Source organism: Marivita sp., from assembly GCF_022763305.1.
Lineage (GTDB): Bacteria > Pseudomonadota > Alphaproteobacteria > Rhodobacterales > Rhodobacteraceae > Marivita.
In genome coordinates, this window is record NZ_JALEGT010000037.1 from 1 (window position 1) to 26,376 (window position 26,376).

Here is a 26,376-nt window from a genome sequence, read left to right on the forward strand (position 1 = left end):
CGGGAATTGCAGGCCGGAATTGACGATGGCGGTCGTCTTGCCCGCACCCGGCGGGCCAATCATGATGTACCAGGGCAATTCGTTCAGATGCTTGCGCCCGTTCTTGGACTTGCGCAGTTCCGACATCGCTGTCTTCAGCTTGTCGCGCAGTTCCGAAATCTCGCCGCTGACAGCTTCGTCGCCGTCGTCCGCCGTGGCCGCGATTTCTTCGGTCAGCTGGGTTTCGCGTTTGCGTCGGGTCAGGAAAATGCCGAGTCCGATCCCGCCGAAGATCAACGCGAACACACCCACCGTCACCAGTCGCACCATGATGGAGCCGAAGGGGCGGGACTGGTCCGTTCCGATCAGCGGCCCGAGGTACCAGACAAGCAAAGACAGGACGAATGCCGCGAAGAACAGCCCAAAATAGATGGATGTAAAGAAGCGCAACACCTTCATGCCTCGTTCTCCCGCACCAGAACCACTTCGATCCGACGGTTTGTGGCGCGGCCTTCGCGCGTGGCGTTGTCCGCGATGGGCTCTGCGTCGGCACGTCCCTCTGCACTCAGACGGGAGTCGTCGTCGATCTTGTCGGACATCTTGGTCATCACCGATTTTGCGCGGGCCAGCGACAGGTGCATGTTCGATGGGAACCGCGAGGACCGGATGGGAACATTGTCGGAATGCCCGACGATGATGACCTTTCCGGGTTCATCGTTCAGCGCCGTGGCGATCCGGTCGATGATCGCGTTGAATCGCTCCACAAGCACGTCCGAGCCAGAGCCGAACATCCCTGACCCGGCGATGCGGATTACCAAGGTGTTGCCCTGACCAAAGACCTTGACCAGACCTTCGTCGATCTCCGGCTTGAGGAAGGTGACGAATTTTTCAAGCTGCACGGCCTGCGTATCCACCGGCGGCGGCGGTGGAGGTGGAGGCGCACGACGTTCGAGTTCGGCCACCGGCCCGGCTTCGATGATGGAGAGCTGACCAATCAGATTCTCCGTCCGGTTCGAGAGAACATAGCTGAGGCTGGCGAATTCCGTGATGAGCAGAAGCCCGGTGACACCCAGAGCAATCCAGACCGGCTTCCACGCCGAGAGCGCGCGATAGGGTTTGTCCACCCCCTTCCAGTTCGGAGACAGGTCGCGTTCCATCGCCCCGCGCTGCGCACGGATCACCGAAGCCAGGCCCGCCCGGATGCGCATGTGCTTGTCCGGCCCGCCCTGTTCGACCCGCAAACGGCCCTCGAACCCGAGCGCGAGACACATATACATGAATTCCAGCAGGTCGATATTGTTGGCCGGTTCCTTTTCGAGCCGTGCAAGAAGGTCGTAGAACCGGTCGCCGCCCACCGTTTCCCGGTGAAAGGTCCCGACCATGGATTGCAGGCCCCAGCTTGACTGGCCTCCCCAGGGCGTGTTCAGAACAACGTCATCCAGCGTGGCGCAGAGCGAATAGCGCGCGGCCTTCACCGTCTGTGCCGGGATGCCCGCCTGCAGCGCCCGGTTTTCGAAGGCGCGCACTTCGGACACCACGGATTGGCGCAGTTTGTCCGCATCCATGTGCTGCGCGCGGTTGCGAATTCGGCTGATCAGCGAGAAGAGCGGCGCGGCACAGGCGTTGAGCCGGTTCATCCCGGTCAGGACCTGTTCGACTTCCTGTTGCTGGGCGCGCGGCGTCGTGGCGTCTTGCGCTCCTGCTGCGGCGGGAATGCCGAACGTGTCGACCGGGGATGCCTGCGGTTCTGCAGGCGCGTGCTGGGCAGGCTGTTGAGGCGCTGCCGGCTGGCCGTAGACCGGCTGTTGCGGCGGCTGCGGTGACAGCGAGCGACGACCGCCCGGATTGGGCTTGATAACCGTTCTATCGGTGTCGTCCGGTTCGGCAAACGGGTCTTCGTCAGACATCGCAGCAGCCTCTTGTTAGCTGTTTCTGATCGCCCACAGCTCCATATCGAGGCCGGGGTATTGGCCGGACACATGCACGGCGATGCCGCCGGATGTTGTCATCTTGCCCCAGTACGGACTGTCGGAATCGAGTTCAAAATACACTTTACCTGCCTGGTAGGGCACCTGTCGCGGTGCGACTGGCAGGGGTCTCAATGTGATACCCGGAAGGGCCGAATTGACCAGCTGCCGGATTTCCTCCACCGGGCCGATCTTGGACTGTCCCGCGAAGTGACGACGGATGTCCTCGGCCGGAACTTCTGCCTTGACCGCCAGCACGAAGCCCGCCGTGGACAACAGCTTGCGATCGGCAATGAGGCCGACGCTGATGCCGTACTTGCGTTCTTCGAGGTTGATCAGCACAGCAGACTGTTCCAGCACCGCGCTCAGGTATTGCCGCAGGATACGGAACACCGGCAGAAAGGTCGCCGGTTGGTCGTCGTGTTTGTACGGCGGAAGCTTGGGCACTTCCTTGTTCTCGGCCATGAAGGACGCAAGCTCTCCGGCCAGAACAACGCAGGCGCGATAGACAGCTTCGGGATGCACGTTCTCGATGGTGGTGAAATGCCGGAACAGCGGCAGAGCCTTGTTCACCGTCATCAAGAGCAGAAAGTCCGAGATGTCCGCTGTCCCGCGGGCCGGACCACTTTCTGACAGACGCCCCGCCAAAGCAGTCATGCGGTGGGACAGCAACCCCTCGAGCTCGCTGACGAACCCGGCAAGCGGCGGCGCCGCGCGAATGTCGACGCAGCTTGGGATGAAGGCGCGGTCGAGCAGGATTTCCTTGTCCGGACGCACCTCGATGATGCGGGCAATCGGAATGGCGAGCATATCCGCAAGGTCATCCACTTCGAGCGCGAATTGCAGACGCAGCTTGCCCACGCCGATGGTCACGCCCTTCTTCACCGCGCCCATGACATCGGTGATCTCGATCTCTGCGGGCTTCAACCGGCTGGCGGAATTGCCCCGGTCTGACAGGTCAACCTCCGTGGCGCCCTGCCGCCGCTGCGGTATGGTCAAAACCACGACGCAATCCTTGATGTTCTCGGGCACTTCAAGCGAGGGCGGATGGTCTTCGGCCTGAGGCACGCGAAAAACAGTGCCATCCTGCGTCAGCCCGGCACAGGATTTGAGGGCGAACTTGCCGATTTTCAGCGCCTCGTCGTCGATTTCAAGTTCACTGAAGCCCCAGGCATACGGCGTCACACGGCGCGCCAGCCCTGCAACCAGCGCTTCTGTGTAACGATCAGCCTGCTGGAAATGGTGGGGCTGCAGGAACAGCCCCTCCGTCCACAGCACCTTGTTGTCCCAGGACACGTTCAACTTCTCCTATCGTCTGCGCGCAAACGCACGCCTATTTTAACTTGTCGAGCTGGTCCTTGTACGCGCGAGCGAATTCGCGGCTGAACAACTCGTGAAAATCATTTTCGGCCTGATCGGAAATCTGGGCATACACCTTTTCGTACACTTCCCAGTACCGGGCCTTCTTGCCTTTGAACATACTTCCGATTGCAGTGGATGTCTCGATCTGACCGGCCAAGACCTCTGGGTCGAGCTTGGCCAAGACGCCCTTGATCGCCGCTTCCATGCCTGTGACCATGGCGATTTCATGCGCCTTGATGTCATCAAGCGCCTGTTCGGTCGCTGTCTCGGGGCTCAGATATCCCTTGGCTTTCGGCTTGACCAATGCGGTCACTGCGTCGTCTTCGCTGAGCGAAAACTTCAGCGGGTTGTTCCCGCCCGACGCGATCATCGTCTGGTCGATCCGAAACTCCGATTTGATCGAGGTGCGCGTCATCAGGATCTCGCGCAGGCCCACGATCATGGTCCGCATCACCCGACCCATGCGCGTCATCGTCTTTTCAAGATCGGCTTCATCGACCACGAGGTCTTCCACGTCGAGCGCGGCCAGAAAGGCACGGGCAGCGGCCTGATTGCCGCCCGCGACAGGTGCAACAGGTTGGGGCGCATGTGCAGAAGGCTCCGCAGGCACCGAGGCCGGCGGTGTCGGCGCGGACGGAGGAACGTTTGTCACCTCCGGTTCCGCGATGGGCGGCTCTTTCGGTGGTGGCGCAGATGCCGCCGGTTCGGGCTCAAGCGGTGCTGGCGGTTCGGGTTCCAACGCAGCAGGCGGTTCGGGTTCCAAGGGTGCTGGCGGTTCAGCCGGAGCTTCGTCCTTCGGAGGAATTTCGTCATCCGTCGGCGCGAGGAAGTCATCCCAATCGTCGGGGATCAGTCCCGGACTGCTTTTGCCTGCGGGCGAAAAACTGTCGGTTACCGAGGGGTTGTGCATCGGCAGCGATGCACCCACTCCTTCGCGGCCATCTTTCGGCTTCTGAAAGAAAGCGTCCTCCTCTTCTCCCAATGGGGGAAGAAGATCATCGATCGGGTCGGTCGCGCTGATGCCTTTCGGCCCGGTGGGACCGCCCTCGGAGCCCAGAAGATCGTCAAGGAAATCCCCTTCGGGACCCGGATCATCGAGCAAAGCAAGCGGATCGGGCGCATTTGCGGCATTGCCGTGCGACAATCCCGATTGCTCCGGCTGACGCGGTATCAGGTCGTCAAGATCCGGCAGGTCCTGACCGATCTCCACCACGAGTTCATAGCCACCGGCCGAGAGAACATCACCGTTGTTGAGCGTCGTCGGTGTGCGCCCCAGCGGCACTTTCGAATAGTTCAAGAATGTCCCATTGGTCGAAAAGTCGACGATCACGACCTTGCCGTTGTGGTCTTCGATGACGAAATGGCTTTTCGACAGCATGCGGTCGGGATCCGGCAGCACCAGATCGTTGCCCGGCCCCCGCCCTACAGTGAGGCTGCCGCCTTTCATTTGAACCGGACGGCCATCACCCGGCACCATGCCGGAAGACTGGAATTTCAGGGTCACCGTCATCACTGGCGGTCAGCCTCCTACAAGCACAGTAAATTCACCCTTCACGATCACCCCGCCGCAGAGGACATTGTCGCCAATGCGCGCCGCAGGCAGCTTACCGATGAGCACGGTCGCAGACCCTTTGAGGATCGGGTGCGGAAAGGCCGGATTGGTCATGTCCGTCAACCGCGCCGCTGGAAGCTTACCGACAAGAACGGTGGGGCAGCATGGCGTAAAAATCGGGATGCCCGGAACAGGAATCGGCACAGGCGGAGCCGGAGGCGGAGCGGGCGTAAAGCACGCATGAAAGTCGAACATTCTGGCCTGCGGCGGTCCCGGCATCTAGACGCCCTCTCCCTTTTCCTTGCGCTTCCCGTTGCCACCTCGCCCGATATCAATAGCGCGGTCAATAAGCTCTTGAATATATGCGTCGAAATCGTCTTCGCGCGTTGCAATTGCCTCGACATTCATGGCGAATGCCGCGATCGAAGATGCTCCGGGTGGCGCGGGAACCTGAGCCATATCGCCTGTACCGAGTGTCCCATCCGAATACTGAACAGCCGTGGCACAGTGAACGGTCACATCGTCCGAGTCCGCATGCTCGGTAGCATCGATGGCACTTGTTCGGGTCTCATCACCGGGGCGGAACACCCAAGCCTCAGCCGCCTGCAAAGACGGTGTTTGATTTTCAACTCCAACACCCACGATATCACGGGCAGCCAGACAAGCCCACCAAACCCGTTCGCGTGGCGGGAGGGCAATCGACAAAAGACGCAGCAGATCGACATTCGCGTCCTTGGAGTCAAGCTCTGTGAGCACTTCCTCTATCGATGCGCTGGCGGGTGCGTCGAGGCGCGTTTCCAGCTTCACGTTGGCCTGCGCCAAAAGCTTGGCCGCTGGTTCTGCGGGAATTTTCGTGAGGTCGGAAAAACGGCCTGCCATGACATATCCCTCAGTTGATCATCACGATGCCGCCTTTGAGCGTCAGCACCGCATCGCCTTTGACCGTTGTCATCGGACTGTTTACATCGGCTTTCATGTCCGCCTTAACGGTGATCATCGGACTCTTGATATTGATTGACTTGGGGTCCATCTTGATCGTCGACCCGCCCACCTTGAGTTCGATGGATTTCATGGCGGTGATGGTGATTTTGCCCATCTTCACGTCAACGCTCAGATCGCCCTGTTTGACCAAAGTGCTGCGATCGCCCGTATTGACGGTTTCTGACAGATCTTTGTGGACTGTCGTGCTCAGGCTTCCGGGATCCTTCTTCTCGAGTCCGACAGTGATGGTGGAATCGTTCTTCACGATCTGCTCATAATCCTTCTCGGATTGGAACCGGACCAGTTCATCGTCCTTCTTGTCCTCGAACATCAGTTCGTTGAAACCGCCGCCGCCTTTCGAACTGTTGGTCTTGACGCCGGACTGGGTCTTGTTTTCCGGCAACCCGTAGGGCGGCATGGTCATATCGTTGTAAAGCATTCCAATACACAGTGGGCGGTCGGGATCCCCCTCTTCGAAGCTGATCACAACCTCCTGACCGATCCGCGGGACGGCGATCATCCCCCAGTTCTTGCCAGTCCAAGGCATCATCGTGCGGACCCAGCAAGACGAGTAATCATTTTTTTTGCCGTCCCGATCCCAGTGGAACTGAACGCGGATCCGGCCATACTTGTCGGTGTGGATCTCCTCGCCGCTCGGACCGACGACCAAGGCGGTATGGATGCCCCCCACCTTGGGCCATGGCGTAGAGAGCGGCGCCCGATATTGCGTGTCTGCCGCGTCCATACCCAGAAAGTCGACATGATAAGCCGCCTTGGGCGAATGCGGCAGACCGATCTGCGAAAACACGTAATCCGCCTCGCTTTCGATCATGTCCTCGAACAGTTCCTGCTGAACGATGTGGTGGACACATTCGAGGAGAAGAACTTTTTTCGGCTCACCTTTGGTTCTCGGAAGGTCCGCGATCTGGAACAGATATCCCGCGCACATGTTGATCGCATCAGAGACACCCGTAACGGCGTGCTGCGGCACGGCTTCCGCCTCCATCCGCACGCGGGCCCGATGTTCGCCAAGACCGGCGTCCCGGAAATGGCCCGGGTAGTCGTAGCGTTCGTTCTTGTCGACCAGATACGCCTTCTTGCGACCCGTCTTGTTGTTCGACGTCAGGGTCGCCGTCGATGTCTCGAAATTGTAGTCGTCGAGGACGACCTTGCCGCTGCGCACTTTTTGCTGCGCGCCCCATGAATAAACAAAGGGCTCATCGACCGCGAGGGTGGAGCGCAGCGTATACGGGCGGAACGAGATGGTCGACGGCTGGGCGATACTGACGTGCCGGGCCATGTCATCGACCAGTACCATCTGCTCCGTCGTGGGCGTCTGGTCGAAATAGTAGTAGATGCCTTCTTCCTGCATCAGCCGGTCGATGAAATCCAGATCGGTCTCCCGGTACTGAACGCAGTACTCCCTCGGCTGGTACGAGTGCGAGAGCATGACCTTGATGTGGCCAGAGAAACCATATTCGCCGAGCACGGCCTGAATGATATCAACGACGGTCATGTCCTGAAAAATACGCAGGTCCGTGCGCCGGGTCAGGAACCACAACCAGGAGCGGACTTCGGCCTTGAAAAGCCCGCCGTCATCAAAGAACGACACGAATTCAGCCGAAATGCACGTTCCCCGGAACCATCGCTTCTTGGTGCCGTCTGCGCTTTCGGCCACGAGATGCATGCTGTTTCCGACAATGTCCTCAAGGGCCAATTCCACGTTCTTGCAGAAAAAATTCACTTCGATGGACGGGATGTCGCTGACGCGTTCGGTCACGGTTGCCGAAATCGGCAACAGCTTCTTGTCCTTGCAGCTTCCTTCAAGACGCAAAGGGAATTTCGAAGGATCGTTCTTCTTGAACATCTTGGTCTCTCCTTCAGTTCAGGCAGAGCCTAGCGCATGGCCCCGAGGCTGGCCAAGGCTTGGTAGGGCAGCCTCGGGAACAAAATCATCTTGTGGTCTCAATCGAACGCATAGGTGAACTCGCTGTCCTTCACGTCGATGGCCACTTTCGACACGCTCTTGCCCTCCATCATGCGGCGCAGGAATTCGCCCGAGATATCGGGAAGCATCGTATTGGTCACGATGGCGTCGATCATACGGCCTCCGGACTCGAGTTCCTGACACCGATCTACGATCGTATCGACCACGGCGTCGGAATATTCGAACGGCACACCATGCGCTTCGTTCACGCGCTTCTTGATACGGTCCAGCTGCAGACGGGTGATCTTGCCGATCATGTCCGGGTTGAGAGGATAGTACGGGATCGTGACCAATCGGCCAAGCAGCGCGGCCGGGAAGATCTTGAGAAGCGGATCGCGCAGCGCCTTGGCGATGCCTTCGGGTTCCGGCATCAGGTCGGGATCCGAGCACATATCCATGATCAGGTCCGACCCCGCGTTCGACGTGAGCAGGATCAGCGTGTTCTTGAAGTCGATCAGACGGCCTTCACCATCCTCCATGATGCCCTTGTCGAACACCTGGAAAAACACCTCGTGCACGTCCGGGTGCGCCTTTTCCACTTCGTCCAGAAGCACGACGGAATAGGGTTTGCGCCGCACCGCTTCGGTCAGGACACCACCTTCGCCATAGCCCACATAGCCCGGAGGCGCGCCCTTCAGGCTGCTGACGGTGTGCGCTTCCTGGTATTCCGACATGTTGATGGTGATGACATTCTGTTCGCCACCATACAGCACCTCGGCCAGGGCAAGGGCGGTTTCGGTCTTGCCGACGCCGCTGGTACCGGCCAGCAGGAACACCCCGATGGGCTTGTTCGGGTTGTCGAGTGCCGCGCGGCTGGTCTGAATGCGCTTTGCGATCATTTCCATCGCGTGGTCCTGACCAATGACACGTTTGGCCAAATGATCCTTGAGGTTCAGGACCGTCTGCAGTTCATCGCTCATCATGCGGCCAACCGGGATACCCGTCCAGTCACCGACGACGCTGGCCACGGCCTGTTCGTCGACAATAGGCAGGATCAACGGGTTCTCGCCCTGCAACGTGGTCAGTTCCGCGTTCTTGGCGCGAAGCTGTGTCAGCAGTTCGGCCCGTTCCTCTGCGGTCATCGGGCTTTTCTCGGCGGCGGCTTCGCCGGCGGCATCTGGCGTATCCACCGGAGCGCCCCCTTCGCGCAGCTTGGCGCGCAGGTCGAGGATCTCGGTCACGATGGCTTTTTCCGCCTCCCACCGCTTGTCGAGTTCCGCAAGCCGCGCCTCTTCCTCGTCCTTGAGCGCCTGGATGGTCTCGCGACGGGCGCCTACATCCATGCCTGCGGTCTCATCGCGGCCAATGATCTCGAGTTCCGTTGTCAGGGCGTCGATCCGTTTGCGGCTGTCGTCCACCTCGGCAGGCACGGCGTGCTGGCTGACGGCGACGCGGGCGCAGGCGGTATCGAGAACGCTGACAGACTTGTCCGGCAACTGGCGCGCCGGGATATAGCGGGCCGACAACGACACGGCGGCTTCGATCCCTTCGTCCAGCACCTGAACCTTGTGGTGGTTTTCCAGCATCGACGCGATGCCGCGCATCATCATGATGGCCTTGGGGATGCTGGGTTCGTCGACCTGCACCACCTGGAAGCGCCGGGTCAGAGCCGGGTCCTTTTCGATGTGCTTCTTGTATTCTGCCCATGTGGTCGCACCGATGGTGCGCAGCGTGCCCCGCGCCAGCGCAGGTTTGAGCAGGTTGGCGGCGTCTCCGGTTCCAGCCGCGCCCCCTGCCCCGACAAGCGTGTGTGTTTCATCGACGAACATGATGATCGGCACGGTCGAGGCCTGAACCTCGTCGATCACCTGACGCAGGCGGTTTTCGAACTCGCCCTTCATCGACGCGCCAGCCTGCAAGAGGCCGACATCCAGCGCCAGCAACCGCGCCTCACGCAGCGCGGGCGGCACATCGCCACGCGCAATCCGCAGGGCAAAGCCTTCGACAACTGCGGTCTTGCCGACCCCTGCCTCCCCGGTGAGGATCGGGTTATTCTGACGACGGCGCATCAGCACGTCGACGATCTGGCGGATTTCCTCGTCACGGCCGACAATCGGGTCGATCTCGCCGTTCCGCGCCTGTTCAGTTAGGTCGGTGCAATACTGGTTCAGCGCTTCCTGTTTGCCCATCGCACCGGGCGCCATCGCGCCCGACGCTTCGCCGGGCACGGCGCCACCACCGGTCTGCGACCCATCCTGCGGGCGCAGATGATCCTCGACGGATCCATCCGTGACCTTGTGGAAGTTGTCTGACAGATCGTCCGCGCCGACCTTGGAAAACTCCTTGGAGATGTTCATCAGGATCGACCGCAATTCCGGCGTCTTGAGCATCCCGAGGATCAAATGGCCGGTCCGCACCTGGTTGGAGTTGTACAGCAGCGACCCGTAAACCCACGCCCGCTCCATCGCGTCCTGCAAGTGCGAACTCAAATCCGAGATCGAACTTGCACCACGCGGCAGCGCATCCAACGCACGTGTCATATCAGCGGACAGCTTGCCGGGGTCGATGTCGTAGTGCTGGATGATCTTCTGCACATCGGAATTGTCGACCTGAACCAACTGGGCCAGCCAGTGGATGATTTCGACATAAGGGTTGCCCCGCATCTTGCAGAACACTGTGGCCCCTTCGACGGCTTGGTACCCGACCTTGTTGAGCTTGCCAAAAAGGGCAACGCGGCTGATTTCTGTCATACTCACTCTCCTTCGCCCATGCGCGAAATGGTTTCTTCTAAGCCGCGAGGGCCTCTTTCAATGGAACATCAGTCAAAGGTGTCATGTACAAATCGGCGACTTCGTCAGGATGGTCTTCGGAACCGATCCAGCTTGTCAGACCAAGCTGCGTGGTCGCCCCCAATTGCGCCTGCGGCACGTCCTTGCCGTGAAGGACAAGGTTCACATCCCAATCCAGCTGATCGCCCACGTAGTTGCGCACGATGGCGCGCAGTCGGATCTGGGCCGGCGTGCCCGGCAGGAACCGTTTGTAGTCCTCGAGCGACAGCGGCCCGATCCGCAGTCGGAACTTGGCGGAATGCGACCAGACCCGCTCGCCGATGCAGGTGGTTTGCCCCAAGCCGCCGAGTCCGCCCAGCTGCCAGCGGTCATCGGGTTCGAGCATGAGCCAATCCCCGACGAATTCCTCGATTCGCACCTCGGCGGCGAAAAAGCCCTTGAGAATGGACACGAGGCCTTCCGCGTTCTTCGGTGCCGCCGACAACAGACCGGCAAAATGACGTTTGGCCAGATCGGGCATCGCATCCCGATCCCGCATGTTCTCGCCCATGAAACCGGCCAGAGCGCCGATCTTGTTTTCGAGCTCGGTGTTTTCGCCCCTGTCGAACGCGGGTGCTGGTTGCCCCCGGACCCAGGCGCGGTAGAGCAGTTCCATCAACCGATGCATCAGCATGTCGGTGAAGGCCACGAGGGTGGTGTCCCGGTGGTTTGACTTACGGCCCCGGGCGTATTCCGTCAGGTGCAGCGGCAGCGGACCATGCGCTCCGTAGAGGCCGAAAAACAGGTTCTTGAGCTTGGCCGGCGCATCGGCAGTTTGCGCCTCGAAGGAATGGATCGTGGACTTCGGAAACGCCAGTTCCGGCTCCTGGCCGAAACGCACCTTTTCCTGACGCGGCCGCCGGGCCGTTCCAAAACGGGGCTGATCTGCAAAATGCGCCTCGAGAACGCGCATCGCGAAGAAGATATGATGAGATTGGGGATCGCGGACCAGACGCTCGAAGTGGGTCAGATCACGCGGTTCGCCCCCATCTTGGGTGCCCATCGCGCAATCTCTCCTCTTTGCTGGGTTTTCAAAACGGTTTCGGTAAAACTGTTGATCGTGGAATACTTGCGGAAGAACCTTTCAAGCACCGACCCGATCGTATAGATTGAGCTGCCTTCGAACAGGCTTTCATCCATGAGTATCGTAATTTCGAGTCCCCGTACCGCCGTGGACAACACCCCGTCATGGATGCGCCGCACGATGGGACGCGTGGTCACCGAGATGATGCCCTCAAGCTGGCGCTTCATCGCGTTGTCGCCGATCGGCGTATAAAGCCCGACCAATTCGCGCAGCGCGGCCGCACCTCCACCCGGGGACTGTGTCTCATCGGAAATGGACAGGTAGTTCAGGCTCAAATGGCTGACCGCGCGCCAGGCGGCATCCCCTTGCGCAATGCAGGGCCGGGGTTTGGTCGGGCCGATCAGGGTGCGGATCGTGGCAACCGGCCCTCCATCCGGCAGGTGAAACACATTGTCGACGCCGGTTGGAAGCAGCATCGGCAAATCGCGGTTCGTCACCATGGCTTCGACGGCCAGCTGGGTAAGATCATCAGGATAAGGGGCCTCGTTCGCGTCCACGACAGACAGGTAACTTTCCGAACCGAGGTAATTCGTGCGCAAGCCCCGCAGGGCTTCGCTTTCGCTGCGCTGACGCAGGTGGCGTTTGTGCGTGTAATAGGCCGAACCGACACCCCCGACCGCCGTGAATTCATCTGAGGAATAGAACGCTTTCAGCGGCAGATCATCCTTGCCCTCCGTCCGTATGCCCCGGACGCTGCTGATTGCATAGATCTCGAAATCCTTTGGCGCCGTGCGGTCCGCGACGACATGATATTCGGTGACACGATGCGTGATCGGGACCCTGTCGCAGCGCTTGGGGAAAAGATTGATTGCCGGAACGCAATTCAGCTTGAACGCATCCGGTGTGATGTTGGGCGCGATTTCGGGCCTGTTGTCGCGCAGAAGAAAATAGAGATCGACGCTGTCACCCGTGGTGCGCTGCAACGGCGCTCCCAGTCCCGACACCTCGATAAAGAGGTTTCGCTCGGGCATGGCGAAATATTCCTGCAAGAGCCGGTAGCCGTCGAAAGACGGTCGCGGCGTCGGCAGAAGCGCTTCTTCGGGTTCCAGCCCGCGCGACACCACCGGTTTCGTCAGCGGCACGACCCAGTCATCCCGACGGTCCACGGACCGTGCCACGATCATCGCGGGATTGGCGCACAACATCTCGAACAGCGTCCAGCAGATGCTGACCTGCCCGCCAAGGAAAAAGGTGAGCCGATCCAGCGGCAACTCCTTGATCGGCATGCCGCCATGTCGGGTCAGGCGCAATCTCACGGCGGCCCGCGCCTTGGGGTCCCGCGCGACACCAGCCGCGACAAGCGCGCCACGGCCGTCGATATATTCGGCTTCGGAGACCTGAACGGGCCAAAGCTCCAGATCGGTCGATGTACGGAACTGACACGCCTTTTGCGCACCGGGAACCGGCTTGGACCGAAGGACTGTCAGGCGCGGCAGGGTATATCCCGCAGCCAGATCGGCGTTTTCCATGTCCGGCGACAACTCGGCGATCATCATCGACGGTGTCGGCGCCAGGAAATGAGGGAACACGACGTCCAGCAGGTGACTGGTGAAGGCCGGATATTGCAGATCCAACTCAAGCTGCACGCGGGCCGTCAGGAAAGCCGTGCCTTCAAGCAGCCGTTCGACATAGGGATCAAGGACCTCCAGCCCATCCATCCCGAGGCGTGCCGCGATTTTCGGATAGCTCTGGGCGAACTCGGCCCCCATCTCGCGGAGGAACGCAAGCTCGGTTTCGTAGTGTCTGAGCAGTCGGGTATCCACGCGCGCTTATCCCGTTTGCTCGAGCGACACATGCCCGGTTGTCGTGTCGAACTGGCTGCGCAGATACAATTCAGTGGGCACAGGTTCGGCCCACATGTCCGCGATTATGTCGAAGACAATCACTGCTTCGCGGTCATCATCTCCGGTGCGGCTGACCACGGTGAGCGTGCCGTCGATCAGCCGGGGCTCGAAAAGCTCGACCGCTTTGCGGATTGCATCGCGAACGGCATTCGCCCGCTGCCTGTTGGCAAAATCACCCGTTGAATCCGGAACGCCGTAATTCACGACAGAGCGCGCCACATTCGGGAAGAGTTCACGATCGATCTCCGTGTCGAGATTGCCGGTATTGAGAAGCCAGGCCAGATCGCGCTGAATGATCTCGCGCAGTTTTCGAATGTCGATGACACGATCAGAGGGATTTTCCGATGTGTTCCCGGGGTTTTCATCTGTCAGGCGGTCAAGAATGGACGGCTGCAGCCGGTCTGTCAGTGTGCGGTCAGCCATCAACCCCGACCTCGCCATCGGCAGCGACCGACACCGGGGCAAACTGGAAATTCCGCGTATCCATCAGAGACACTTCGGCCTGATCCGTTGCCAGCAGACGCTGCCCAAGTCCGGCAAATGTGTCACTGCCAAGGTCTTCCCATTCGGTCACGCGGGACAGCTTCATCGCGTCGTTGCCACGTTCTGCGGTCCCGGCATAGCGCGTCGGGATAAGCCCGACGAGTTCACCACCATTCTTCAATGTCAGGCTGGCGGCCGTCCAGACCGTGTCCCGCAAATCCTGCGGCGGGTCGATCCGAAGACTCGACAGCACGTTGAACGGCATCCAGAAATATTTTCCGTTGATGATGATCTCGAGCACCGGACCAAGCCGCATATCGGCATCTGCAATCCACTCGAAATCCTGCTCATCAAGGCTCCCCGAGGTCGTTGGCGCCTTCTCGAACGCCTCTTCGCGCAATTCGGCGGCACGGTCAGGTTTGCCCTGCGCGAGCGCCTTGAGCCCCTGGGCCAGCAAGGCGACCCAATCCTGCGGTTCGCCAAAGATCAACGGGTCCTTGTCGCCCGCGAACACCTTTTCGCGGAAAACCTCGCAGATGATGGCCTCGCGATAGGTCTGCGCCATGGGCAAGGCGGCCTCATCCAACTGCGCCGACAGCTTGAGCTGTGCCACCGCACGCTTCCAGTCGCCCATCACACACAGCAACTGAAACAGGAAAATCCGCAGTTTGGCGTCGTCCGGTTTGGCCCGGACGGCGTCTTGCAAGCTCGCCAGTGCACCGGACAGATCGCCGGCTTTCAACAGGTCTGTAGCGGTATTCTGCACAGGCGAGCTCCTTGTCTTTGCGCCTTCGGTAACTCAGGACATCCGAAACCCGGATTAGAATTTCTCGTCCTGAGCCGCGATATCGTACTTCATTTCCGGCTTGGCACCTTCGGCACCGTCCGGCTTCTGTTCGATATACTTCATGTGGAACGAACCGAAGTTCAGCGTCACGTTCTCCGTGAAACGATCTTCGCCGCCCGAGCCACCTGTGGACACGCTTGTCACGATGATATCTTTGATATCGATCGTGAAATATTCCATTTGCTTACCACCGGCCTTTCGGCAAATCAGTTTGCCGGTGGGGATGTGTTTGCCGTTCGCGGCATGCTGGAACAGGACCGGCGAGGATTTGTCGATCCATTTGGTGACAGAAATATCCTGAAAATTGGCGCGGCCGGCACCGCTGCCGCTGCCCATATGGGTGGTGCCGGAGTTGCTGACGCCCCAAGACCATGCAAGAATGTCGATCTTGTCTTTGTGCGTCTTGTCCTGAGACTCTCCTTTAATGCCGTTCAATTCCAAATATACATCTACGGCCATCACGATACTCCTTTCGAAAATTATGCGGTACGATCCGCGCTGGTGAGATTGGTTTCATGCGTGGCAGGGGCCCCACCACGCACAGTTTTATTGCTTCTCGGCCGGCAGTTTCGAGACCAGTCGGAGCGAAACGGAAAGACCTTCCAACTGGTAATGCGGTCGAAGAAAGAACTGGGACTTGTAGTAGCCCGGGTTCTCAGGATCGGCTTGAACCTGCACTTCGGCAGCCGCCAATGGCTTTTCAGCCTTTGTGCGTTCCGAAGACAGCTCCGGGTTCGCATCCACGTAGTTGCCGATCCAGTTGTTCAGCCACTGCTCCATATCATCACGCTCTTTGAACGATCCGATTTTGTCCCGAACCATGCATTTCAGGTAGTGGGCAAAGCGGCAGGTCGCGAAAAGATAGGGCAAACGAGCGCCAAGGTTGGCGTTCGCCGTTGCATCCGGGTCATCATAGACCGCAGGCTTGTGCAGTGACTGCGCGCCGATGAACGAGGCCTGATCGGTGTTCTTGCGGTGCAGCAGCGGCATCAGACCCGCCTTCGCCAACTCCGCCTCGCGGCGGTCGCCGATTGTGACTTCGGTCGGACACTTCATGTCCACACCGCCATCATCCGTCGGGAATGTATGGGTCGGCAGTCCTTCGATGGTGCCACCGGATTCAACGCCGCGGATACGGCTGCACCAGCCATATTCCTTGAACGATCGGTTGATGTTGAACGCCATCCCGTAGGCCGCGTTCACCCATGCGAACTTGCTCGAGTCACCATCACCGGTTTCTTCTTCGAAGGCGAATTCTTCAACCGGATTGGACTTGGCCCCATAGGGCTGACGTCCAAGGAACCGAGGCATGGCCAGACCGATATAGCGGCTGTCCTCGCTGTCGCGCAATCCGCGCCAGCCCGCATATTCCGGTGTCTGGAAGATCTTGGTGAGATCCCGCGGGTTCGCCAGTTCGCTCCAGCTTTCGAAGTTCATCAGCGACGGCGCTGCCGCAGAAATGAACGGCGCGTGGGCGGCCGCACCGATCTTCGCCATTTCGCCCAACAGCTCGACATCGGGCGGAGTGTGGTCGAAATAGTAGTCGCCCACGAGGCAGCCATAGGGTTCGCCACCGATCTGGTCGTATTCCTCGCCGTAGAGCTTCTTGAAGATCGGGGACTGGTCCCAAGCCGTTCCCTTGAACTTGCGCACCGTCTTGTGCAGGTCCTTCTTCGAGATGTTGAGAACGCGGATCTTCAGCATCTCGTCGGTTTCGGTGTTGTTCACCAGGAAGTGCAGACCACGCCACGCGCTTTCCAGCTGCTGGTATTCATCGTGGTGGATGATCTGGTTGATCTGTTCCGAGAGCTTGCGGTCAATCTCGGCCACCATCGCCTCGAGCGACAGCAGCACGTCATCGGAAATCAGGCTGGCGTTTTCCAGAGCCTGTTGCGCCAATGTCTGCACCGCTGTCTCGACCGCTGATTTGGCCGAATCTGTCCGCGGCTTGAATTCCTTCTGAAGCAGGCTGGCAAAGTCGGACTCAGCGGTTTCGGTTGCGCCGCCTTCAACCTGCGCTTCTGTAGCTTGTTCTGCCATCTCTTATCCCTCGTCCTTCGCAGCATCATCCCCGTCGGTCGGTGCGGCTTGCGCCGCCAGCGACTTCAGGAGCGCCGGATCGTTCATCGTCTTGGCGATCAGTTCTTCCGCACCAGGCTTGCCGTCCATGTAGGTCATCAGGTTGGACAGCTCGTTGCGCGCCTCCAACAGCTTGCGCAGCGGTTCGACCTGCTTGGCGATCGCGCCCGGAGAGAAATCATCCATGCTCTCGAATGTTACATCGACGGACAGATTGCCCTCACCGGTCAGCGTGTTCGGCACCGAGAACGCGACGCGGGGTTTCATCGCCTTCATGCGGTCATCGAAGTTGTCGACATCGATCTCGAGGAACTTGCGGTCGGCGATATTGGGCTGTTCGACTTCCGATTTGCCGGCGAGGTCGGACATGACCCCCATGACAAACGGGAGCTGCACCTTCTTCTCCGAGCCATAGAGTTCAACATCATATTCGATCTGAACCCTCGGTGCGCGGTTTCGCGCAATGAACTTCTGTGAACTGGACATATCATTTCCCCATCTGTTGTTCGCGTTTCTTGATCTTTACTTTCCCAGAGCGCCGCGTCGCATCGGCATCACCAAGAGCTGTCGCTGGACTCACTCTCTTCTTCCTCACTCACACCACCGACAAGCCGAACATTCGCAGCCCCCTCGGGCGCGAGGTCCTTGATGATTTCCATGAATTCAGCGCCAACCAGCCGCTTGGCACGCTTGAGCAGGATCGGCAGCGGGCTCGAGGGCTCGTGCCGCGCATAATAGTCCATGATCCTGTCCAGCGCGGCAGTCACGTCGGCGCGGGTCTCGATCACGCCGGGCACACCACCGGAGCGCGCCGCAGGTTGTGCACCGGCAACCGGACCGTCGGCGGCAGCATCCACTGACTCGTCGACCGCATCGTCGCTCTGAACGTATTTTGCGAGCGTTTTGACGATCTTGTTGAGAAGCTGCTGGAGGTCGTCCAGCGACGGTCCATAACCCGGTGTCTTCTCCAGAAACACGGCATCAATCGCGTTCACGTCGTCAAGCGCCGACTTGGCTGCGGTGTAAAAGGCTTCGAGTTCCTCGTCCGCCGTGTCCGTGAACGCCGCGTCGATCTCGCTCGACGATTTCACCGTTTCGTCTTCGGCCGCCTCCGCCTCGCCATTGAGAATGTCGATGTCGCGGATTGTGACACGCCCCATCACCCGACTGTTGGTGAGATACGCAGCCCTGCGAAGACTGCGCACGACGGTGCTACGACCTCCCAAACCGCTCACCGCGTTGATCCGCATCATCGGATCATTGTCGTCCTCTTCATCCAACTGCGGATGGCACGTGTCCCAATACTCTTCGAGGCAGCCACGAATATAAGCCGTGACCTCGGCGAACCCCACCAAGCCTCTGAGACGCACTTCACAATCGGCAAGATAGACCGCTGCGCGGATATCGTGGCTCCGCTCGAGAACCACCCGTGCCTTGCTTGCGAGGTCCTTGTAGTCGGGATCGCTGCCAGCAACGATCTCTGCTCCGGCCTGACGCTCTTCCTCCGGCTGACCAGCCAGTTCCATCGCGATAAAATCCGGATCATACTCCAAATTCTCGCCGCTCGGCGCGTCATCTCCGTGTGATTTGAGCATGTCCGACACGTTTGCCGCCTTTGCCAAGTGTTTAAAAGTAAATAAAAAAAACCGAAATTCGGTATATCAACTATGGGGAGGTTATCAAGTCTTCGTCAAAAATCCAGCACAAGAATGTGACCTTGGGTAAATTTCTTTGCACAGCGCCGGGCATGGTCAGGCCATTGTCGTCCTGTCCTCGAGCGCGACCGCAGTTCATGAAACCCTACGCGTCGAAAGAGCCTGCTCCTCGTCAGATAAGGGGCTTGTGGCGGGTAAGCTCATAGCCTGACAGACGTGATGCCGCGAGCAGTGGCTCCCAGACCGTCGGCGGATGCCGTGCCTCGGCAGCAACCACCGCAACACCGGTCTGTTCAGCCTTGCGGCGCCACTGGTCCGCTTGTTTCTGCGATGACTTCGCAAGGTACACCGACCCCGCGACACGACCGCAGCCAAGCTGCGCGAAGCGTGCCTCGAACCCGACATAAGGCGCAATCAGAACCGCGCCCGGGCGCGCCTGTTCGACGATCCGATGCTCCATGCGTTCAAGCGCCTCGGGATCCTGAATGGGACGGTAGAAGTAGATCACGTCATACGCGCCGTACTGGTCAAAGGTCAGTGCATCCGCCTGAAAGGCTGCACAATCCGTGACACTGGCCGCCGTGAGCAGTTTCTGTGCTGCATCGACGTAGCTTTGTTGGAAATCGAGCCCGTCCGCTTGCAGAAAATACCGCCGCGCCGACAAGACCTTCAACCCGCCGCCACATCCGACATCGAGAAAGCGCAACGTTTTCGTCTGACCTTGCGCCAGCAGAACGCGATAGGCCGCGTGGAGGTGTTGATGAAAGAAGCTGTTGGCCAATGCGATGTCAGGGAAATACCCGTTATCGCGCGCCTCCTCAGACTGATCTTCCGGATTGAGAACCGCGTGCAGCCAATTGAAGACGGCGTCGCTGGCCGTGACCTGCGACATGGTCAAATCGCTCCGGCGCAGATCGTAAAGAGGTATTCGCTTGCGGCGTCGGTTGATCTGGGACTGCACCAGTTCGCGCATCAACGTCCATTGGTTCAGCTCCACCCGCAAGAGGTTTGCGCGGGAACTCGCAACGCCCCATTCGCGACGAAGGCTGACAAGCGCATCGCGGTCCCGGACAGCGTTTTCCAATGACATCTGAGTGTTCTTGAACTGCGCCAGAAAGCCCGTGTAATCCCGCACCAAACCGTCGATCCGCACGCAGATTGCTTCGGCACGGGGCGCGTTCATCTTCTCGCGAAGCATGACCTCTTTTGAGATTTCTTCGACCTGAGCGCGCAGCTTTTCCCGGAAGGTCTGCAGCTCGGAAAGCGCGCTGTCCGGGGTTTCGAACACTTCAAACATGTCAGTCCTGTCCAATCCAATCTGAAAATTTTGGCCCCGGCTCTGATCCAGACAGAAGCTGCACCCTGCACCGGGAATAATCGCCTCCATCATTGTCGGATCATGTCTGCCAGACAAATGGTTTTCAGTCTCACCCGGCACGACGGCGCTGACCGGCGCCGCCAGGAACTCGAGCCTGCACCAGATCGCGGGCTTGACCGAATGACCGACTCGGCGTTTGCTTGCGGACAGGAAAGCCAACGGTCAGGGCACTGCTGAACATCGCCGCGTATTCTAGATAAATCATTTGAAACAACGCCCTACACACGCAACCTGACCCGACAAATGAACAGAACAGGTCCTGGCGCAACCAGGTCATATTTCGGGAGGCCACTGTGAACAAAATCCAAACCTGGCTGTCGGCGGTGTCGTTTGGCCTGCTGGCCTCGGTTGCGTCAGCGCAATCCGGATCGCTGTCCGTCGAACTCAACAAGTTCGAACCCGGAGACCCGAGCGGGTGCCAGGCCTACTTCCTGTTCCGAAATGGAACCGGCAAGAGTTTCGAGGGCTTCGAGATGAGCCTCGCCATCCTTGACGGCAACGGCGTGATCGACCGCCTCCTGTCCATCGACGCGGCCCCTCTGCCCGTTCAGCGCACAACCCTGAAGCTGTTTGCCATTCCCGAAATCGCATGTACGGATATTTCCGAGATCGTTCTGCATGACATGCCGGTCTGCAAGCCGCAGAACGAGGACAATACCGACTGCTTCGAGTTTCTCGAGTTGGGCAGCAAGACCGACGCCGCGCTGGTGAAGTGACGTGTCGGACGCATTTGCGAATATCGGAACCGGCGGGCCGATCATTCTGCTCCTCGCCGTCATGTCGGTGTTTTCACTGGCGCTGATCATCTACAAGATCGTCCAGCTGTCCCCGGTGCTGAAAGGCGCTGCCACCCGCGACGCCGCCCTTGCGAGCTTTGAAGCCGGCAACCCCGAAGACGCGCGACGCCAGGCCGAAACGGGCACCGCGCCAGCCGACCGCGTTCTTGCCTTTGCGATTCAGTCGCTTGAAAAGGGTCGGTCCGGCCCGGCCCTGATGACCGAACTCATGCGGCGCGGCAACGAAGAGCTGGCGCGCATGAACAGCCACATCCGCGTGCTGGAACTGATTGCGATGATTTCCCCGCTCCTTGGCCTCTTGGGCACGGTTCTGGGAATGATTCAATCCTTCCAGGAGCTTGAAATGGCCGAAGGTGCTGCAAACGCCTCTGTCCTTGCGGGCGGGATTTGGCAGGCGCTGCTGACCACGGCCGCAGGACTTCTCGTGGCCATTCCCGCAGCGGTCGGGGCTTCGTTGCTGTCCGGGCGCGCCGAACGCGGCGCACAGCTGATCGAAGGGGCCATCTCGCAACTGATGCTGATCGCGGATCAGCCTCGCAAATAGGGGCGCGGCATGCATGACCCCGGCACGACACTCAGCCTGACGCGCCCAAAGCCTCCGAAGGCGTTGATCTCGCTTGTGCCGATGATCGACGTCATGCTGATCCTGCTGGTGTTCTTCATGGTCACATCGACCTATCTCAACCTCGACATGATCCCTGCCGTCAAACGCGGCGACGACTTGCCTCAGACCGCTGCACCGTCTCAGGGCGCTGGTGGTGCAGCCCTTCTGATCCGGATCGGAGCAGACGGCATCCCAACCGTTCGGGGCGCCGGGCTGGACCTCCCGGCCCTGGAAACGGTGTTCCGCACGCGATTGACCGAGGCACCCGAACTGCAGGTTCTCCTGTTGCCGTCGGGGGCAGCAGACATGCAGGCGCTGGTTTCGGTCATGGATGTGGCAACACGGTCCGGCGTGACGAATCTCCGGGTGGTCCGGCTGGAGGTTGCGGAATGAGACTGTCGCGTCCCGTCACCAAGCAACCCCCAGAGACCATCGTTGCCCTGATCGACGTGGTGTTCTTCCTCTTGGTCTTCTTCATGCTGATCGGTCGGATGGATGCAACCGCACCGTTCGATGTCAGCCCACCCACGGCCACAACCGGGGCCGACATGCCATCGGGCGGGATCACAGTATCGGTCTCGGACAAGGGTGATCTTGCCGTCGATGGCGTGGTCGTCGACGACACCGCGCTTGATGCCACCTTGTCGGCCCGGATCACGGATGCACCGGACACGCTGGTCCGCATCAATGCCCATCGCGCAACCGAACTGCGCCACGTCTTGCCCCTGGTCGGCCGGATCGAGTCGCTCGGCGCGCGCGAGGTCGTGCTGGTCGTCACCCCTGAAACCGCGCCTCCGGTCCGGTGATGCGGGGTGCGCTGACCTGGGCACTGGCCTTGATCATGTCGGTCGGCGCACATGGTGCTGGGGCCTACGCGATCTATCTCGCCACCCGCCCGGGCGACATTCCGGACCAGCCTGTCCCGGAAACCCGGATGGAGCTGACCGCATACCAGGTGCAACGCAGCACCGCGCGCGAAACCGCCCCCGATGCAGATCAGGCCATGGCCGGAGACACTTCCGGCACCAGCCTTGGACAGGGGGTCATCACCACCTCCAGCGCCACGCCAATTGCAGCGGAAGGGAGCGAGACCAGCGCGCTTGCGCCCGAAAGCGCGCCGCTCTTGGCCCAGTCGCCGACGGGCGCAGAAGCCGACATCGTCACGGATGCGTCCCAAGAGATGACGGCCATCACTGCCCCACAATCAAGCGCGCCCGCAGCAGCCCCCGTCACAGACCGCGCGCAATCCAGCGCTATACCGGCTCAGAGCCTTGCTCCCACGACACCGCGCACCAGAACCAATGCTGTTGCAGCCAGCCTGCCCGTCACAGAGATCGCCAGCACATCGACCGTGGCCGCGAACACGTCCAGACCTGCCGCACTGCCGGTCGCTGCATCCAGTGTCGAGACCGTCACCCCTGCCGCGTTCCGCCCCGAAGAGACCGAACCTTCGACCAGCACAACAGAGGCGCTGGCCCCGGACAGCGCCTCTGCCGATGAAGCCCGTCCCGAAATCCTCCCCGTTGCGCAAACGCCCGTGGACGCCGATGCCGCAGCCCCGATCGCGCCCAAGGCCGACCGCGCAAGAGCGGCGCTCGCCTTCCAGGGAACCGGCGAGGGTGCCGTCGACCCGGTCTCGCTCTCGGCGTTCCAGAGCTTTATGGAACCCGGTGATCTTGGCGGCGCAGCGGCAGACGTGCGCGATGGCATCACCGGCGCGCTCAGCGCCGTCCCCTGCTCCCGCCTGCAGGTTCAGTTCGACCCATCGGACAACACGCTGCTGGTCTCGGGCCACGTCCCGGAACCCGAACTGCGCTCAGAGGTCGTGGCTGCCATGCAGGCACAGATGGGAGCCGATATCCCGGTGCGGGAAAACCTCCTGATCCTGCCGCGTCCGCAATGCGGAGCGCTGTCCGGCATTGCGAGCGTCGGCCTGCCGCAATCGACGGACCAGATCACCAATCCCCTGCTTGTCGGGGACAGCACCCATGCCCGTGAATTCCGCTATACCGCTGGCAACCCCTTGGTGATGACGTTGCAAGGCGCGGATTACGATGCCTATGTCTACGTGGACTATTTCGATGCCGACGGGAATGTCCTGCACCTTTCACCAAACCAATTTACACCGCTGTCGCTGACCCCGGCCGAAGCGGCGTTGCAGATTGGTGCGGCCGCTCCGCTCGCAGCGGGTGAACCGGGTCTCTATATCGAAATCGGCCCTCCGTTCGGACAGGAAATCGCCGTCGCCTTCGCATCATCGGTTCCTCTATACGACGGGGTGCGTCCGCTGGTCGAACCGGCCGGGCCCTATCTCGACTGGCTGCGGGACCGGGTGAGCGACGCCCGTGCACGAGAGCCAGATTTCAAAGGCGAATGGGTCTATTTCTTCGTCACCACCGCTGCAGAATGACGCCTGCCGCTGCAGCAACGAGGATGCCCGCCTTGCTTTGTGGCTAAACCCGTCTTACCCTTACGTCACGCATCTTCCGGAGCCGCGACACACGAGATCGCGCGATCATGTCAAACCCATTTGTGTCCACGTCATTTGCCAAACGGAAAGCCCAACGATCATGACTTCAAGAAACCAAACCACCCGGATTCTCGGCCTTCCCGTTGTGATGGGGATGCTCATCAACCCGGCCTATGCATCGACTCCCGATGCCTTGTCCGCGACCTCGCCCATCCGCGGCGGCGTCGAAAACATCTACCCGGAATTCGCGCAGGTCGGTGGCGATGACATCGGCGGCAGCGCTGACAACGACTCGACGAGCAATGACAGACCGCGAACAGCGCCGATCGGCCCCGAGGTCGAGGCGACGACGGCGCAAACGACTTTGATCATCAACCGCTTGGATGAAAGCGAGCAAATCTGCGAGACCATGGGAAACGAGTATCGTCCCGCCTGCTTTTCCGCCGTCTACCGGCAACTGGCCGAAGAAATTCCGGCGAACGGCGATTATGCTGAAGCGCGTGAGGTGTTGCTCGACACGGCGCGCAAGCTCGACACCCTTGTCCGCAACAATCTGGACCGCCAGAAACCCGCGCTGACTGCACGGGTGCGGCGGGAGGGCGGCACCTCTGCGCCGACGCCTCCGATGCGTGCTGTTCAGGCCTCCCGCGTCGCGGAAGTGACCCGACAGGCCAGCAATATCCTCGAAGAGGCCGAAACAGTCCTTCTGCGGTCCGCCAGTTCTGACGCCAGCCGCGCCATCCATTACCAGCGCATCGCTGCGGCGGTCGGATCGAACAAGGTGCTTCTGCGGTCGAGCTGAGGTCTATTCCAGACCGTACGCGGCCCGGATTCCCCGCTTGGTCCCGGGCCCGATATCGCCGTCGATAGACCCGTCGTAGAAGTTGAACGCCTGCAGCTGGACCTGCAGTTCGCGCCGTGTTTCCGCAGCGAACATGGTCGGCCGGTCCAGCAAAAGGTTCAGCACATCCTGACTGCCGCTGCGCAGCGCCGCATAGAGGTATTCCGCCGCATCTTTCGGCCCCTTGCCCGGGATCAAGCCATCGTCGATCAAAGCCGCGAAATTGAATTGCGCCTCGGGGTGCCGCAGGTCGGCTGCACGCTCGAACAGCTCGAGAGCCTTCTGTGGGTTCGGGCGCAGACCAAGCCCTCCTTGGTAATGCAGGAAGCCAAGATCGTTGATTGCATCGGCAAAGCCCTGATCGGCAGCCGCCTGATAGAGTTCAAGCGCGCGCGCTTCGTCCACCTCGACACCAATCCCCTGCTCGTAGAGTTTTGCCAACTCCATCTGAGCCTCGGGCGAGCCCCGCTCGACCGCGCGTTCCAGAAAGCTGACGGCCTGCGCCGGGTCAAATCGGCTGTCGTCGGGATTGAGGCGGATATAGGCGAGCCCCAGCATCGACCGTGTGTCCCCCAGATTGGCCAGCGCCAGCAATTGGGATTCCTGATCCGGACGCAGTTTGGACCACGATTTCGAAGGCTCTGCCGCAGCGACATCGGGTGTGTCTTCGGGGCCGCCTGACAGGTAGAAGGGCTGACCGGTCAAAGACCCGTAGGTATAGGGCTCCTGGAGATTCTGGGTTTCGGCCAGAACCGCATCGCGCACCTGACGGAACATCAGGCTGATCTCCAGCCCCGGCTTCGACATCTTTTCCATCAGCGCCCGCGCATAGGGACTGTTGCCGCGTGTGCCGTCCAGGGCGACCTGCCCGTCCTTCGCGGCAAACGCCACCAGCGTGCCACGATCGGGATTGGCCGGAGCCAGGCCCCCAACCCCACGCGTCGCCTGTTCGGTCGATTGCAGCGCAGATTGCACGACAGCATTGGTGTCGATGCTGCCGCCCAGGGGATTGTCGCGACAGCTGTCCAGGATCACGATCCGCATCACTCGCGCCTTTTCGACAACGGCAAGCATTTCCTTCAACGAGACAGACTGGTTCTGCACGTCCAGATTGGACCGTGGCTGTGCGTCGATGGGGATCAGAAAGTTCTCGCCCTGAACCTCGATCCCATGTCCCGCGAAATAGATAAGAGCAAGGTCTGCGGTTTCGGACCGGAACGAAAAATCCTTCATCACAGCGCGCAACTCGTCGAGGCTGACGTCGATCACGCGGGTCACGTCGAACCCGATCTCGGTCAACGTGTCCGCAAGTGCCTCGGCATCATTGCGGGTATTGGTGAGCGGTGTGATCGTTTCGTAATCGGCCATGCCGATCACGAGCGCCACCCGATCCGGGCTGGCCCAGGCCAGCGACAGGCTCGAGCAGAGTAGGATAACAGGAAGGATGACCAGTCGGACGATGAAGTTCATGGTTTGATCCTATCACATGTTTTGCGAAATGCAGGGCCAGCATAAGCCGGGATCACGGCGATTTCACTCAAATCTTTGCGAAATCGGGCCAGTTTGCCGGACGACACGCCGATCTGCCGCCCAAGTCTGCCAGTCGACGCGCCTAATACGAAATATCGGATCACTCCCTCAGGCCAAGCTTGACTCGTAGCGGGATTGGCAGTCACATCAAGAGGACACCACCGGGAC

At 60.3% G+C, this 26,376-nt stretch carries 23 protein-coding genes and 1 pseudogene; 6 read left to right on the top strand and 18 right to left on the bottom strand.

Annotation, left to right across the window (positions count from 1 at the left end; all coding sequences use genetic code 11):
* From MRY75_RS06575 to MRY75_RS06655, 17 genes and pseudogenes are all read right to left on the bottom strand, one after another.
* Positions 1-438 (bottom strand): annotated as a pseudogene (locus tag MRY75_RS06575) (type VI secretion system membrane subunit TssM); the annotation flags it as partial.
* Positions 435-1,886, bottom strand: coding sequence for a type VI secretion system protein TssL, long form (gene tssL, locus MRY75_RS06580; protein ID WP_292306346.1), 1,452 nt, complete (start codon positions 1,884-1,886; stop codon positions 435-437). The gene tssL and the pseudogene MRY75_RS06575, both read right to left, overlap by 4 nt.
* Positions 1,887-1,901: 15 nt before the next feature.
* The gene (gene tssK / locus MRY75_RS06585) at positions 1,902-3,242 is read right to left on the bottom strand and encodes a type VI secretion system baseplate subunit TssK (protein ID WP_292306347.1); all 1,341 of its coding nucleotides are present in this window, start codon (positions 3,240-3,242) and stop codon (positions 1,902-1,904) included.
* Between the two features lie 37 nt (positions 3,243-3,279).
* On the bottom strand, positions 3,280-4,818 hold the full coding sequence (gene tagH / locus MRY75_RS06590) for a type VI secretion system-associated FHA domain protein TagH (RefSeq protein WP_292306419.1): 1,539 nt from the start codon (positions 4,816-4,818) through the stop codon (positions 3,280-3,282).
* Positions 4,819-4,827: 9 nt separating this feature from the next.
* Positions 4,828-5,139 (bottom strand): PAAR domain-containing protein, encoded by a 312-nt coding sequence (locus MRY75_RS06595; protein ID WP_292306348.1) that lies wholly within the window; start codon positions 5,137-5,139, stop codon positions 4,828-4,830.
* Positions 5,140-5,739, bottom strand: a complete 600-nt coding sequence (locus MRY75_RS06600) for a hypothetical protein (protein ID WP_292306349.1) — start codon at positions 5,737-5,739, stop codon at positions 5,140-5,142.
* Positions 5,740-5,749: 10 nt separating this feature from the next.
* Positions 5,750-7,708 (bottom strand): type VI secretion system Vgr family protein, encoded by a 1,959-nt coding sequence (gene tssI, locus MRY75_RS06605; protein WP_292306350.1) that lies wholly within the window; start codon positions 7,706-7,708, stop codon positions 5,750-5,752.
* 98 nt (positions 7,709-7,806) lie between these two features.
* Positions 7,807-10,518: a type VI secretion system ATPase TssH gene (gene tssH, locus MRY75_RS06610; protein WP_292306351.1), complete on the bottom strand. Its 2,712-nt coding sequence runs from the start codon at positions 10,516-10,518 to the stop codon at positions 7,807-7,809.
* 37 nt (positions 10,519-10,555) lie between these two features.
* Positions 10,556-11,599, bottom strand: coding sequence for a type VI secretion system baseplate subunit TssG (gene tssG / locus MRY75_RS06615; RefSeq protein WP_292306352.1), 1,044 nt, complete (start codon positions 11,597-11,599; stop codon positions 10,556-10,558).
* A complete protein-coding gene (gene tssF, locus MRY75_RS06620) occupies positions 11,563-13,443 on the bottom strand; it encodes a type VI secretion system baseplate subunit TssF (RefSeq protein WP_292306353.1) in 1,881 nt (626 codons plus the stop codon). The genes tssG and tssF overlap by 37 nt, the downstream gene beginning before the upstream one ends.
* A 6-nt stretch (positions 13,444-13,449) precedes the next feature.
* On the bottom strand, positions 13,450-13,947 hold the full coding sequence (gene tssE / locus MRY75_RS06625) for a type VI secretion system baseplate subunit TssE (RefSeq protein ID WP_292306354.1): 498 nt from the start codon (positions 13,945-13,947) through the stop codon (positions 13,450-13,452).
* Positions 13,940-14,773 carry a type VI secretion system accessory protein TagJ gene (locus tag MRY75_RS06630; protein WP_292306355.1) on the bottom strand — a complete coding sequence of 278 codons (834 nt, stop codon included), beginning with the start codon at positions 14,771-14,773 and terminating at the stop codon, positions 13,940-13,942. Before MRY75_RS06630 ends, tssE begins: the two co-directional genes overlap by 8 nt.
* Before the next feature lie 54 nt (positions 14,774-14,827).
* Positions 14,828-15,313 carry a type VI secretion system tube protein Hcp gene (locus MRY75_RS06635; protein ID WP_292306356.1) on the bottom strand — a complete coding sequence of 162 codons (486 nt, stop codon included), beginning with the start codon at positions 15,311-15,313 and terminating at the stop codon, positions 14,828-14,830.
* A gap of 87 nt (positions 15,314-15,400) precedes the next feature.
* Positions 15,401-16,894 (bottom strand): type VI secretion system contractile sheath large subunit, encoded by a 1,494-nt coding sequence (gene tssC / locus MRY75_RS06640; RefSeq protein WP_292306357.1) that lies wholly within the window; start codon positions 16,892-16,894, stop codon positions 15,401-15,403.
* A 3-nt stretch (positions 16,895-16,897) separates the two neighbouring features.
* A complete protein-coding gene (gene tssB / locus MRY75_RS06645; protein WP_292306358.1) occupies positions 16,898-17,419 on the bottom strand; it encodes a type VI secretion system contractile sheath small subunit in 522 nt (173 codons plus the stop codon).
* Between the two features lie 68 nt (positions 17,420-17,487).
* Complete coding sequence (gene tssA, locus MRY75_RS06650; RefSeq protein ID WP_292306359.1) at positions 17,488-18,528, bottom strand: type VI secretion system protein TssA; 1,041 nt, start codon at positions 18,526-18,528, stop codon at positions 17,488-17,490.
* Positions 18,529-18,760: 232 nt separating this feature from the next.
* Positions 18,761-19,885, bottom strand: a complete 1,125-nt coding sequence (locus MRY75_RS06655) for a class I SAM-dependent methyltransferase (protein WP_292306360.1) — start codon at positions 19,883-19,885, stop codon at positions 18,761-18,763.
* A gap of 383 nt (positions 19,886-20,268) precedes the next feature.
* Between MRY75_RS06655 and MRY75_RS06660 the strand changes: the two genes are divergently transcribed.
* From MRY75_RS06660 to MRY75_RS06685, 6 genes are all read left to right on the top strand, one after another.
* Complete coding sequence (locus MRY75_RS06660) at positions 20,269-20,682, top strand: hypothetical protein (RefSeq protein WP_292306420.1); 414 nt, start codon at positions 20,269-20,271, stop codon at positions 20,680-20,682.
* 1 nt (position 20,683) lies between these two features.
* Positions 20,684-21,307: a MotA/TolQ/ExbB proton channel family protein gene (locus MRY75_RS06665; protein WP_292306361.1), complete on the top strand. Its 624-nt coding sequence runs from the start codon at positions 20,684-20,686 to the stop codon at positions 21,305-21,307.
* Positions 21,308-21,316: 9 nt separating this feature from the next.
* On the top strand, positions 21,317-21,760 hold the full coding sequence (locus tag MRY75_RS06670) for a biopolymer transporter ExbD (protein ID WP_292306362.1): 444 nt from the start codon (positions 21,317-21,319) through the stop codon (positions 21,758-21,760).
* Complete coding sequence (locus MRY75_RS06675) at positions 21,757-22,173, top strand: biopolymer transporter ExbD (RefSeq protein WP_292306363.1); 417 nt, start codon at positions 21,757-21,759, stop codon at positions 22,171-22,173. Before MRY75_RS06670 ends, MRY75_RS06675 begins: the two co-directional genes overlap by 4 nt.
* Positions 22,173-23,777 (top strand): DUF4384 domain-containing protein, encoded by a 1,605-nt coding sequence (locus MRY75_RS06680; protein WP_292306364.1) that lies wholly within the window; start codon positions 22,173-22,175, stop codon positions 23,775-23,777. The genes MRY75_RS06675 and MRY75_RS06680 overlap by 1 nt, the downstream gene beginning before the upstream one ends.
* A 160-nt stretch (positions 23,778-23,937) precedes the next feature.
* Positions 23,938-24,639, top strand: a complete 702-nt coding sequence (locus MRY75_RS06685; protein ID WP_292306365.1) for a hypothetical protein — start codon at positions 23,938-23,940, stop codon at positions 24,637-24,639.
* A gap of 3 nt (positions 24,640-24,642) precedes the next feature.
* Here MRY75_RS06685 and MRY75_RS06690 read toward each other — a convergent pair whose 3' ends face one another.
* Positions 24,643-26,148 (bottom strand): caspase family protein, encoded by a 1,506-nt coding sequence (locus MRY75_RS06690; RefSeq protein ID WP_292306366.1) that lies wholly within the window; start codon positions 26,146-26,148, stop codon positions 24,643-24,645.
* Positions 26,149-26,376: the final 228 nt, after the last annotated feature.